The organism is Intrasporangium sp. (genome assembly GCF_051961875.1).
GTDB lineage: Bacteria > Actinomycetota > Actinomycetes > Actinomycetales > Dermatophilaceae > Intrasporangium_A.
Genome location: NZ_JBQCCV010000251.1, coordinates 19314 through 30559 on the forward strand (window position 1 = coordinate 19314; position 11246 = coordinate 30559).

Consider the following 11246-nt stretch of genomic DNA (forward strand, 5'->3'; position numbering starts at 1 on the left):
CACCTCCCCGTTCGTGGCATCTGGGACGAGGTGCTCACTCGACGTCGTGAAGCCGGCTGGGCGCGGAGTGCCAGGGCCGCTCCCTCGAGGTGGGCGGCCAGGCCCTGACCTCTTCGTCGAGTGAGCGCACCGCCTCATGCGTCACAAAGCGCTGGCCGGATAGGTGATCTCGAGGCCGTGGACGACGGCGAAGGCCGTGAGGCGCTCCGGCTTGGCCGTGTGCGCGTCGTAGATGTCGGTCACCTCGTACCCCCGGACGAGCAGGGCATCGCCGACCAGGGAGCGGTGGCAGCGCCACGGCACCGCCTCCGCACACATGATGACGATGCGCTTCCCGCGGGCCAGACCCAGCAGCTCGTCCAGGCCGGCCGCGAACTCCGGCGTCTGCATGTAGTCCGCGTAGCCGCGAAAGCTCGAGTTGCGCCACCCGCTGTTGGGCGAGTCGGGCCGCGGGTGCCGCAGGCCGCCAAGGGCCCCGAGGTGGACGTAGTCGAGGCCGGCCTCGGGCAACGTGCGGGTCAGGGCGTCTATGTGGAACTGTGGGTTGTGGCGCGACTTGGGGACGGTCCGGACATCGGCCACTGCCTCGATCCCGTGGGCCCGCAGCACGGCGAGGAACTCGTCGAAGGGCCGGGTCGAGTGGCCGATGGTGTGGATCACCATGAGCCGACCCTACGAGCAGGCTGAGTCAGCGCGGCTGGGGGCCGGCAGCTCGCACGCCGGCCGATTAGCACCGCGAGGCCGCGGGTAGGCCGAAGGGATGAAGCCCGTAGTCGTCGTCACTGGTGGTTCCTCGGGCGTGGGTCGTGCGACGGCCCGCGCCTTCGCCGAGGAAGGGCACCCGGTCGCCGTGCTCGCGCGCGGTGAGGAATCGCTGCGGGCGACCGAGGCGGAGATCCGCGACCGCGGCGTGCCGGGCCTCGGGATCTCCGTCGACGTGACCGACCACCAGGCGGTCGACGCGGCCGCGGACCGGGTCGAGGCGGAGCTCGGCCCGATCGGCATCTGGGTCAACTCCGCGATGGTGACGATCATGGGTGAGTTCGCCGATATCCCACCCGCGGACTTCGACCGGGCCTTCAGCGTCGTCTTCAACGGCACGGCCAACGGCACGCGAACCGCCTTGCGCTGCATGGGTCCTCGCAAGGAGGGCCGGATCATCCAAGTCGGCAGCGCGCTGTCCTACCGCGGCATCCCGCTGCAGTCCTCATACTGCTCGGCCAAGCACGCGATCCAGGGGCTCTGCGACTCGTTGCGCAGCGAGCTGATCCACGACGGCAGCCGCATCACCGTCAGCGAGGTCAACCTGCCGGCGGTCAACACGCCGCAGTTCGACATGTGCAAGAACCTCTGCGACGGCCGCCCGCAGCCGGTGCCGCCGATCTTCCAGCCCGAGATCCCGGCGCGCGCCATCGTCGAGACGGCCCGGACCGGCGACCGCGCCGTCAACGTCACGTGGATCACGACCCGGACGATCCTCGCCAACCGCGTCGTCCCCGGTGCGCTCGACCGGCTGCTGGGGGACACCGGGTTCGACAGCCAGTTCGTGCCCGGCGAGCCGAAGCCGCAGCGTGGCGACAACCTCTGGGAGCCGTTGCCCGGCGACCACGGCTGTCACGGCGCGTTCGACGACCGGGCGCTCGCCGACTCGACTCAGGAGGACCTGCGCCGCACCCCGCTCGGGAACGTCGCCCGGACCGTCGGCTCCGCCGGGCGCCGCGCCGGCGCAAAGGTCCTCGAGCGTCTCATGTGACGAGCCCGTGGATCAGCAGGTCGGCCAGCTGCCGGTATGCGGCCGCATCGTCGAGCCCGGTCGCCGTTGAGATCGAGCCCCGCTGGATGGCCGTCATCACCTCACCGACCGCGGTCCCGACGAAGGCCGCGTCGACCTGCCGCAGCCGCCCGGCCGCGACGCCCTCGTCGATGAGCGCGCGAACCCGCTGAGCGGCATACCCGGTGTTCTGGCGGTACACCTCGCGCGCGGGCGGGAACCCGGCGACGTCGCGGTGGAAGGCCGGCGAGGCCGGCGAGAGCTCCTCGGCGACCAAGTCGAGGTAGAGCCGGAGGCGGGCGACGGGGTCCGCCTCCTCGGCGAGGCGCCGCTCGATCGAGGCGGCCGCGGCCTTGAAGTACGACCGCACGGTCGCGACGACGATCTGCTCCTTGCTCCCCGCGGCGAGGTAGAGGGTCGAGCGTGAGCAGCGGAGGCGCTCGGCGAGGTCGGCGATCGTCAGATCGGCGAAGCCCTCGGCGAGGAAGAGCTCACGCAGCTGCGCCAGTACCTCCTCCCGGCGCGCCCGGGCGCGCTGCGTCAGGGGCGTGGGCTCGACCACCTCACCAACGGTCTCCGTCATGCCGCTGACGATACCAAGACTGGTACCGTGGACCCTTCTCTGGTACTCGTCCGAGGAGATCCCATGCCCGCGTCGCGTGTCCTGCCCACGTCCGAGGCCGCCGACCTGATCCGGCTCGTGCGAGAGTTCGCGGCCGACGAGCTCGCGCCCCGTGCCGCGGAGGCCGAGGCGAGCGGGGCCTTCCCCCGCGACGTGTTCCGCCAGCTCGGCCAGCTGGGCCTGCTCGGGCTGCCCTACCCCGAGAGCGAGGGTGGCGGCGGCCAGCCCTACGAGGTCTACCTCCAGGTGCTCGAGGAGGTCGCGAGCGTCTGGGCCAGTGTCGCGGTCGGCATGAGCGTGCATGCGCTGTCGTGCTTCGGCCTCGCGACCCGGGGCACGGACGCCCAGCGGCAGCGGTGGCTCCCCGACCTGCTCGGCGGCGACCTGCTCGGCGCCTACTGCCTCAGCGAACCGCACGCCGGGTCCGACCCCGCCGCCATGACGACCCGCGCGGTCCGTGACGGCGACGGCTACGTCATCACTGGCGCCAAGGCATGGACGACGCACGGCGGCGAGGCCGACTACTACAAGGTGATGGCCCGCACGTCCGACGACCGGGGCGGCATCTCGTGCTTCCTCGTGCCCGCCGACGCGGAGGGCCTCACGGCCGACCCGCCCGAGCACAAGATGGGGCTCATGGGGTCGACGACCGCCACGATGCGCTTCGACCACGTGCGGGTCCCGGCCGACCGCCGCCTGGGCGACGAGGGCGAGGGGCTGAAGATCGCGCTCGCCGCCCTCGACGCCGGCCGGCTCGGCATCGCCGCCTGCGCCACCGGGCTCGCCCAGGGCGCGCTCGACCGGGCCGTCGAGTACGCCGAGGAGCGAGAAGCCTTCGGCCGCAAGATCATCGAGCACGAGGGACTCGCCTTCGTCCTCGCCGACATGGAGGCCGCGGTCCAGTCGGCCCGCGCGATGACCCTCCACGCCGCCCGTCTCAAGGACCAGGGGCTGCCCTACAGCCGCGAGGCCGCCGTGGCCAAGCTCGTCGCGACCGACAACGCGATGCGCGTCACCACCGACGCGGTCCAGGTGCTCGGTGGCTACGGCTACACGAAGGACTTCCCCGTCGAGCGCTACATGCGTGAGGCGAAGGTCATGCAGATCTTCGAGGGGACCAACCAGATCCAGCGGCTCGTCATCAGCCGCTCGCTCCGCAAGCCCGCCGGCACGATCACCGTCCACCAGAAGCAGGAGAACGCCTGATGCACCTCGACAACACCGCCGCCATCGTCACCGGTGGCGCCTCCGGACTCGGCGCCGCGACGGCGCAGGCCCTGGCTGACAGGGGCGCCGCCGTCTACGCGCTCGACCTGCCGGCATCGGTGGAGGCGGCCCCGGCGGTCGAGGGCGTGACCTACGTGCCGACCGACGTCACGGACGAGGAGCAGGTGCGCGCGGCGGTGGCGCAGGCGAGCGGCACCGCGCCGCTGCGCGTGGTCGTCAACTGTGCCGGCATCGGCCCCTCGGCCCGGATCCTCGGCAAGAAGGGCGTGCACGACCTCGGCCTCTACGCCAAGGTCATCCAGGTCAACCTCGTCGGCACGTTCAACGTCCTCGCCGTCGCGTCCGAGGCGATCGCCCAGACCGAGCCCGACGAGCACGGCCAGCGCGGCGTCATCATCAACACCGCCTCGATCGCGGCCTTCGACGGCCAGGTCGGGCAGGCGGCCTACAGCTCGAGCAAGGGCGGCATCGTCGGCCTCACCCTGCCCGCCGCCCGCGACCTCGCCCAGTACGGCATCCGGGTCATGACGATCGCCCCCGGCATCGTCGAGACGCCGATGCTCGCCACCGTCTCCGACGAGTTCCGCGCCGGCCTCGCGGCCGGAGTTCCCTTCCCGCAGAGGCTCGCTCGCCCGGAGGAGTACGCCCAGCTCGCCCTCGCCATCGTCGAGCACGACTACCTCAACGGTGAGGTCATCCGCATGGACGGCGCGCTCCGTATGGCGCCCCGCTGAGCGACGCTCAGCCGCGCGAGCGCAGCCGCACGTTCGGCAGGGTCGGCGCGGGGAGGGTCGTCTCCCAGGCGGACGGGAAGGCGCCGAAACGTCCGGCACCCGGGCCCACGCCATACGGTATGCCGCTGTCCCCGCCGTCGGGCCCAGGCGTCCCCTCCCGCTCCGCCGCCTCGCGCTCGCGCTGCCAGTCCTCGCGGAAGCCGACGATCTCGTCGTGCGAGCGGCCGATGAAGTTCCACCACATGACGATCTGCTCCCCGAGCGGCCGTCCCCCGATGAGGAGGACGCGGGTCGGCTCCGAGGGGCTGGCCTCGACGGTGAGCCGCTCGCGGCCCTCCGGATGGAAGATGATCTCGCCGGGCTTGGCCACGGCATCGCCCGACGTCACCGTGCCGGTGTCGCAGAGGAAGCCGTGCTCGTGCTCGAGGTCCACGTCGATCTCGAGCGAGGCACCGGGCGGCAGGGTGATCTCGGCGCCGACGAGCTCGCTGAAGGTCGAGACGGGAGACGTCTGCCCGAAGAGCGTGCCGAGGAAGACGAGTGCGCGGGCCGCACCGAGCTCGAGCACCGGCGGCTCGTAGTGCTCGAAGCGCGGCGAGACGTTGCGGTGCTCGTCGGGCAGGGCGGTCCAGAGCTGGACGCCGTGGAGGGTGGTCGTGGTGGTCGTCGAGAACTCGGAGTGGGCGATGCCGGAGCCGGCGGTCATCAGGTTCATCTGACCGGGGACGACGAGGGCGTGCGCGCCGGTCGTGTCACGGTGCTCGATCTCGCCCGTGAACAGCCACGACACCGTCTGCAGCCCGGTGTGGGGGTGCCCCGGGACGACCATGCCGCCCGTCTCGGCGACGTCGTCGGGACCGTAGTGGTCGACGAAGCACCACGCCCCGATGAGGCTTCGCTCCCGCTGGGGCAGGCTGCGCCGCACCGTCATCGCCCGGGGACCACCGAGCGGGACGTCGCGGTAGGGGAGCACGACCGTCGGTGCCCCGGCCTGGTCACGATCGGTGCAGACGACCTCGGCCGGGTTCTTCTCGAGGTTGCTCATGGCACGACTGTAGGCCGGTGCCAGGCGGTGGGGTCACTCCTCCCCGGACAGCGGGGTCACTCCTCCCCGGAGGGCCGGCTGCTCTCGTCGCCGCCGCGCTGCGCCAGGTAGGCGAGCCGGCGGAGCGACTCGACGTTCCGGGCGTGGAGCACGGGGTCGACGAGCATCTGGGGGAGCAGCCGCGCCGGACCGCTCGCCGAGTGCTCGAGCATCGTCACGCGCGTCATGCCGACTCCGGCCGGTTCGCACTTCAGGGTCACCTCGGCCTCGCCGAACGGCCAGGCCCGGGCCCGCAGCTTGATGGAGCGCGGGGCGTCGATGTCGGCGACCGTCGTCGTGTCGTCGAGCAGGAAGGGCCAGGAGCCGACCGAGTGGTGGATCTCGCTGTCCTTCGCGGGCCAGGTCAGGTCGACATCCCGGATGCGGGAGGCGCCGACCACCCAGGCCGCGTAGCTCCACCCGTCCCCGAGCACCCTGAAGACGTCCTCCGGTGAGCAACGGAACAGCTTCTCGGTGCGGCTCATCGGGACCTCCTGAGGCGAATTCGGTCGTGGGCCAAGGCGGCTCGCGCGGCATTTGACCCGCAGGCGCCGTGCACGCCGCCTCCGGGATGGGCGGCTGCGGAGGCCAGGAACAGGCCCCGGACGGGCGTCTCGGCACGGCCGAGCCCCGGCACGGGGCGGAAGATGAGCTCCTGCTGAGGCTTGGCCGTCCCGCCGTTGATGGAGCCGCCGACGAGGTTGGCGTTGCGCGACTCGAGCTCGTCGGGGCTGAGGATGCGACGGTTCAGGATCCGGTCACGGAAGCCGGGGGCGTGCTCCTCTATCCGGGCCTCCATCCGGTCGGCCATCGCCTCGACCTCGGGGTCGGACACCTCCCCGCGCAGCGCACCGTGCGGCACGTGGGTGTACGCCCACAACGACTCGGCGCCGGCCGGAGCCCGCGTCGGGTCGGTCGTGGCCATCTGGCCCAACAGCATGATGCCGCGGTCCGGGATCCGACCCGACGCCATCTGTGCCTCCGCGAGGGAGAGCGCGTCGACCGAGTCGATGAGGTGGACCGTCCCCGGGGCCACGGGTGGTGCGGGCGCCCACGGGATCGGCCCGGACAGGGCCCAGTCGACCTTGATCGTGCCGGGGTCCCATTCGAAACCGTCCATCCGGCGGCGCAGCTTGGTGGGCAGGTGCTCCCACGAGACGAGGCCGCCGTAGAGCGCCGGCGCGCTCACATCGGCGAGGACGGCGCGCCGGGCCTCGATCACCTCCCCGTCGCCGGTCCGCACCGCGCTGGCACGGCCCCCGGAAACGATGACCTCGACGACGGGCGTCCGCCTGCGCGTCTGACCACCGGCGGCCTCGAAGCGCCGCACGAGGGCCCTGCGGAGCTCGGCGGCCCCGCCCTTCGGCACCGGGAACCCGACGTGCTGGCCCAGCATGATGAGGAGCCAGCCCATGAAGCCCGAGCCGGGTGACTCCATACCGATGTCGGCGTGAGCGGCGTTGCCGGCCAGGAGGAGCCGGGGGGCCTCGCCCCGGAACGCCTCCTCGCCGAGCTGACGGGCGGGCAGCAGCAGCTGGCGCACGAAGGCGAGCCCGCCGTTGAAGGGAGCGCGGGCCGCGAGCCCGAGGCCGGCGCGGACGGGTGGGAAGGGCGAGGTGATGGCGCCGACGAGCTGCTCGCCGAGGCGGTCCCAGAGTCGGCACTGGGCCAACCAGGCGTCGCCGTCGCCGGGGCACAGGGCGTCGAGCGAGGCGGCCGTGTCGTCACGGTCGCGGTGCAGCACCGCCCAGTCGCCGGACAGGAGCGGGTTGCCGACGATGGCGGGAGCGTTGACCCATTCGAGCCCATGGTGCTCGAGCTGGAGCGACTCGATCACCGGGGAGGCCGCGGCCAGCGGGTAGAAGGAGCTGCACGTGTCGTGGATCCACCCGTCGCGGACATCGGCGGCGCTGTTGACCGCGCCACCGAGCCAAGGCTGCTCCTCGAGGACGAGGACGTCCCAGCCAGCGTCGGCGAGCAGGTTTGCCGCGACGAGGCCGTTCGGCCCGCTGCCGATGACGACTGCATCGGTGGTCGGCATGAGTCCTCCTCACCTCGCGTCGTACCGGGAAACCCCCACGGACCTACCCACTCCCTCAGGGACCGAACGGACTCTTCGCGGGGGCGCGGGAGCGGGAGCCCCCTATGCCGCTCAGCCGCTGGGCGGCATACGTGACCCTCGTTGCCCCTCAGGGGCGGATGATGACCTTGATCGCGCGCCGCTCGTCCATGGCGCGGTAGCCCTCCGCGACCTCGTCGAGCGGGAGGTCGAGGTCGAAGACGCGGCCCGGGTCGATCTCGCCGGCGAGGACCCGGCTCAGCAGGTCGGGTACGTAGCGCCGGACGGGGGCGACGCCTCCGCGCAGCCCGATGTTGCGGCCGAACATCCGGCCGACCGGCAGGGTCACACCGTGCGGCACGCCGACGAACCCGACGGTCGACCCGGCCCGGGCGAGGCCGAACGCCATCTGCATGGACTGGTCCGTGCCCACGCACTCGAGGGTCGCGTCGGCGCCGATTCCCTTGGTCAGCTCCTTGACCGCCTCGACGCCCGCCTCGTCGCGCTCCGCGACGATGTCCGTGGCGCCGAACTCCTCCGCGAGGCGCTGGCGGTCCTCGTGACGGGACATCATGATGATGCGCTCGGCACCCTGCTGCTGTGCGGCGATGACGCCGCAGAGCCCGACCGCCCCGTCCCCGACGATGACCACGGTCATGCCAGGCCGCACCCCGGCCGAGACCGCAGCGTGCCAGCCGGTCGGCATGACGTCGGTGAGCGAGAGGACCGAGGGCATGAGGCTCTCGCTCGGCACGTCGCTCCGCACCAGCGAGCCGTCCGCCTGGTTCACCCGGACGAGCTCACCCTGGCCGCTCACGGTTGTACCGCCGTTGACGCAGGCCGACTGGACGCCCGCCTCACAGTTGGGGCAAGTGTTGTCGCAGTGGCAGAACGGGACGATGACGAAGTCGCCTGCCCGCACCCGCTGGACGTCCGCGCCGACCTCCTCGACGACGCCGATCGCCTCGTGCCCGATCGTCTCGCCCGCGGTGATCGCGTTGTCGCCGCGGTAGCGCCACAGGTCGGAGCCGCAGATGCAGCCGGCCGTGACCCGCACGATCGCGTCTGTGGGCTCCTCGATGCGGGGGTCTGGCACCTGCTCGACCCGTATGTCGCGGGGCCCGTGGATCGTTGTCGCTCGCATGACCGTCATCCTTTCCCATTCCTGCCTGCCTCGAACGCGCAGTACCGCCCCGGCGGGCGCCCTCGTCCTGCGCGCCAGGCGAGGGTGGCTCGGCGTCGGCAGGCCCTCGGTGGTTGCACCGACGCCGGCCGGGGCAGTGGGCAGGCATGGCCGATGACGCACGCCCTCAGCAGCCGGTAGCCGTGACTGCCGCCCCGCCGGCAGAGGACCAGAGCCTGCTCACCGTCCTCATCGCGCTCGGGGCGAACGCCCTCATCGCCGTCGCGAAGAGCATCGTCGCGTTCGTCACCGGTTCAGCTTCGATGGTCGCGGAGGCCGCGCACTCGTGGGCCGACACCGGCAACGAGATCTTCCTGCTCGTCGCCGAGCGGACGTCAGACCGGGAGCCGGACGAGAAGCACCCGTTCGGCTACGGGCGCGAGGCCTACGTCTGGTCCATGTTCGCGGCCTTCGGCCTGTTCACCGCCGGTGCGGTCGTGGCGATCTGGCACGGCGTCCAGAGCTGGAGCCACCCCGAGACGACGGCCAACTACGGCTGGGCCTATGGGGTCCTTGCCCTCTCCTTCGCCCTCGAGGGCATCTCGTTCCTGCAGGCCCGCCGCCAGACGCAGGAAGCGGCCCGCAAGTCCGGCCTGCACCCGCTGCGCTACCTGGCCCTCACGTCCAACCCGACGCTCCGGGCCGTCTTCGCGGAGGACGCCGCCGCCCTCGTCGGCGTGCTCCTCGCGGCCGCCGGCATCGGCCTGCACCAGCTGACCGGCGACGCCCGCTGGGACTCCGTCGGCTCGATCCTCGTCGGGCTGCTCCTCGGCGTCATCGCGGTCTATCTCATCGACCGCAACCGCGACTTCCTGGTCGGCCAGGCCGTCTCCCCGCCGGTGCGCCGGCGCGCACTCATGGCCCTCCTCGAGGATCGCGACGTCGAGAAGGTCACCTTCCTGCACCTCGAGTTCGTCGGCCCCGGCAAGGTGCTGCTCCTCGCCGCCACCGACATCACGGGTGACCAGCCGGAGACGCTCGTCGCGGAGCGCCTCCGCGCGATCGCGGAGCGCGTCGAGGCGCACGAGCTCGTCGAGAAGGCGTTCATCACCCTCTCCACACCGGGCGACGAGGGGCTCCGCCCCTAACCGGTATGCCGGGGGGGCTTGGTTTGTGAGGGAAGTGACGGGGCGCTCACTCGACGTTGGAGTCGAGTGAGCTCAGTGTCAGTCTGGCTGCGCACGGGGTTTGGGTGGATGCTCGGACCGGCCGTTCTTGTGACTCATCGAGTGAGTGCCGCGGTGTGTGTTGGCCTCGAAGCGAATTGTCCGGGAGCGGTCTGGTCCGGGCCGGTCGGCGTGACTTGATAGGAGCATGCGGAGTGCACCCCCTCGACTGAGGTTTGTCCGCCGACCGGCCCGTGCCCGTCACTTCGGTACGAGAAGCAAGGGGACAGACACCATGGTCGTGTTCGGGATCGATCCGCACAAGGCGAGCCACACCGTTGTCGTGGTGGACGGCAACGGCCGGCAGCTGGGGATGTGTCAGGTGCCGGCCACCGCTGCCGGGCATGCCCGGCTGCTGGCGTGGGCGGCGCCGTTTGTCGGGGACGGCCCCGGCGAGGCGGTCTGGGCGGTGGAGGACTGCCGGCACGTGGCCGGCCCGCTGCTGCTGGACCTGTGGGCGGCCGGGTTGGCCGCGGTGCTGGTGCCGCCGCGGATGACGGCGGTGCTGCGCGGGGCCGGGCGGGCCGGCAAGTCCGACCCGATCGATGCCCTCGCGGTCGCGCGGGCCGCGCAGGCGAACCCGGACCTGCCGGTGTTCCGGCCCGCCGCGCGCGAGCTGGACCTGCGGGCGCTGACCGACTACCGGGAGCACCTGGTGGCGTTGCGGACCAAGGAGATCAACCGGATCCGGTGGGACCTGACCCGGCTGGACCCGCAGCTCGAGGCGGGCCTGAAGAACCTGACCAGCCGCACCCAGCTGGCCCGGGCCACCGCGGCGGTGACCGCGATGCCGGCCACGGTGGCCACCCGGATCGTGCTGGCCGCGCTGGCCCAGGTCGCCGCGTGGACGGCTCAGATCGTCGCGCTCGAGCGCGAGATCACCGCCCTGGTCACCCCGATCGCGCCGAACCTGCTGGCCATCGTCGGGATCGGGCCGCTGACCGCGGCCAAGATCATCGGCGAGGTCGCCGGGATCGACCGGTTCGCCAGCGCCGCGAAGCTGGCCCGCTACGCCGGCACCGCCCCGATCCCGGTCAACTCCGGCAAGACCGAGGGCCGCCACCGGCTACACCGCGGCGGGGACCGGCAGCTGAACGCCGCGGTCCACCGGGCCGCGCTGACCCAGGCCCGCATGCACGAACCCGCCAAGGCCCTGATCGCCCGGCGCCGCACCGCCCGGGACACCAAGAAGGGCGCCATGCGCGTGCTCAAACGACACCTGATCAACGCCATCTACACGGCCATGACCCGCGACCAGCAAGCCCTACCGAACACCCCACAACCGACCACCACACCCGCCCTGCCAGCCGCGGCTTGACATAGGAGATTCGCTCCGTCACTCCCGTCACAGCTGACCGAGGGTGACCCGTCCTGCCACGGGTCGTTAGGTTGGACCCATG

General features: G+C 72.0%; 11 protein-coding genes. 5 read left to right on the plus strand and 6 right to left on the minus strand.

Features of this window, described 5'->3' with window-relative positions:
* Positions 1-141: 141 nt before the first annotated feature.
* Complete coding sequence (locus tag ACTHJJ_RS15135; protein ID WP_440303771.1) at positions 142-663, minus strand: DUF488 domain-containing protein; 522 nt, start codon at positions 661-663, stop codon at positions 142-144.
* 97 nt (positions 664-760) lie between these two features.
* Between ACTHJJ_RS15135 and ACTHJJ_RS15140 the strand changes: the two genes are divergently transcribed.
* Entirely contained in the window at positions 761-1753 is a 993-nt protein-coding gene (locus ACTHJJ_RS15140; protein ID WP_440303772.1) for an SDR family oxidoreductase, read from the plus strand.
* Here the strand turns inward: ACTHJJ_RS15140 and ACTHJJ_RS15145 are convergent.
* Positions 1746-2354 (minus strand): TetR/AcrR family transcriptional regulator, encoded by a 609-nt coding sequence (locus ACTHJJ_RS15145; protein WP_440303773.1) that lies wholly within the window; start codon positions 2352-2354, stop codon positions 1746-1748. The two genes, ACTHJJ_RS15140 and ACTHJJ_RS15145, sit on opposite strands and share 8 nt — an antisense overlap.
* Before the next feature lie 63 nt (positions 2355-2417).
* Between ACTHJJ_RS15145 and ACTHJJ_RS15150 the strand changes: the two genes are divergently transcribed.
* Both ACTHJJ_RS15150 and ACTHJJ_RS15155 read left to right on the plus strand, forming a co-directional pair.
* A complete protein-coding gene (locus ACTHJJ_RS15150) occupies positions 2418-3599 on the plus strand; it encodes an acyl-CoA dehydrogenase family protein (protein WP_440303774.1) in 1182 nt (393 codons plus the stop codon).
* Complete coding sequence (locus ACTHJJ_RS15155; RefSeq protein ID WP_440303775.1) at positions 3599-4354, plus strand: SDR family NAD(P)-dependent oxidoreductase; 756 nt, start codon at positions 3599-3601, stop codon at positions 4352-4354. The genes ACTHJJ_RS15150 and ACTHJJ_RS15155 overlap by 1 nt, the downstream gene beginning before the upstream one ends.
* Before the next feature lie 7 nt (positions 4355-4361).
* On the opposite strand, the gene ACTHJJ_RS15160 is transcribed toward ACTHJJ_RS15155, so the two are convergent.
* The 4 genes from ACTHJJ_RS15160 to ACTHJJ_RS15175 form a co-directional block, all read right to left on the minus strand.
* Positions 4362-5399: a pirin family protein gene (locus ACTHJJ_RS15160; RefSeq protein WP_440303776.1), complete on the minus strand. Its 1038-nt coding sequence runs from the start codon at positions 5397-5399 to the stop codon at positions 4362-4364.
* Between the two features lie 56 nt (positions 5400-5455).
* Positions 5456-5923 (minus strand): SRPBCC family protein, encoded by a 468-nt coding sequence (locus ACTHJJ_RS15165; protein WP_440303777.1) that lies wholly within the window; start codon positions 5921-5923, stop codon positions 5456-5458.
* Positions 5920-7479: a phytoene desaturase family protein gene (locus ACTHJJ_RS15170; protein WP_440303778.1), complete on the minus strand. Its 1560-nt coding sequence runs from the start codon at positions 7477-7479 to the stop codon at positions 5920-5922. The genes ACTHJJ_RS15165 and ACTHJJ_RS15170 overlap by 4 nt, the downstream gene beginning before the upstream one ends.
* Positions 7480-7627: 148 nt before the next feature.
* Positions 7628-8641, minus strand: coding sequence for a zinc-dependent alcohol dehydrogenase family protein (locus ACTHJJ_RS15175; protein ID WP_440303779.1), 1014 nt, complete (start codon positions 8639-8641; stop codon positions 7628-7630).
* Between the two features lie 182 nt (positions 8642-8823).
* Here ACTHJJ_RS15175 and ACTHJJ_RS15180 point away from each other — a divergent pair, with 182 nt between their 5' ends.
* Both ACTHJJ_RS15180 and ACTHJJ_RS15185 read left to right on the plus strand, forming a co-directional pair.
* Positions 8824-9768 carry a cation diffusion facilitator family transporter gene (locus ACTHJJ_RS15180; RefSeq protein WP_440303780.1) on the plus strand — a complete coding sequence of 315 codons (945 nt, stop codon included), beginning with the start codon at positions 8824-8826 and terminating at the stop codon, positions 9766-9768.
* Between the two features lie 313 nt (positions 9769-10081).
* On the plus strand, positions 10082-11164 hold the full coding sequence (locus ACTHJJ_RS15185; RefSeq protein ID WP_440303781.1) for an IS110 family transposase: 1083 nt from the start codon (positions 10082-10084) through the stop codon (positions 11162-11164).
* Positions 11165-11246: the final 82 nt, after the last annotated feature.

What these genes read in the sequence shown, in the direction of transcription:
- ACTHJJ_RS15135 (WP_440303771.1), bottom strand. Translation starts at nt 663, where the DNA reads ATGGTGATCCACACCATCGGCCACTCGACCCGGCCCTTCGACGAGTTC.
- ACTHJJ_RS15140 (WP_440303772.1), top strand. Translation starts at nt 761, where the DNA reads ATGAAGCCCGTAGTCGTCGTCACTGGTGGTTCCTCGGGCGTGGGTCGT.
- ACTHJJ_RS15145 (WP_440303773.1), bottom strand. Translation starts at nt 2,354, where the DNA reads ATGACGGAGACCGTTGGTGAGGTGGTCGAGCCCACGCCCCTGACGCAG.
- ACTHJJ_RS15150 (WP_440303774.1), top strand. Translation starts at nt 2,418, where the DNA reads ATGCCCGCGTCGCGTGTCCTGCCCACGTCCGAGGCCGCCGACCTGATC.
- ACTHJJ_RS15155 (WP_440303775.1), top strand. Translation starts at nt 3,599, where the DNA reads ATGCACCTCGACAACACCGCCGCCATCGTCACCGGTGGCGCCTCCGGA.
- ACTHJJ_RS15160 (WP_440303776.1), bottom strand. Translation starts at nt 5,399, where the DNA reads ATGAGCAACCTCGAGAAGAACCCGGCCGAGGTCGTCTGCACCGATCGT.
- ACTHJJ_RS15165 (WP_440303777.1), bottom strand. Translation starts at nt 5,923, where the DNA reads ATGAGCCGCACCGAGAAGCTGTTCCGTTGCTCACCGGAGGACGTCTTC.
- ACTHJJ_RS15170 (WP_440303778.1), bottom strand. Translation starts at nt 7,479, where the DNA reads ATGCCGACCACCGATGCAGTCGTCATCGGCAGCGGGCCGAACGGCCTC.
- ACTHJJ_RS15175 (WP_440303779.1), bottom strand. Translation starts at nt 8,641, where the DNA reads ATGCGAGCGACAACGATCCACGGGCCCCGCGACATACGGGTCGAGCAG.
- ACTHJJ_RS15185 (WP_440303781.1), top strand. Translation starts at nt 10,082, where the DNA reads ATGGTCGTGTTCGGGATCGATCCGCACAAGGCGAGCCACACCGTTGTC.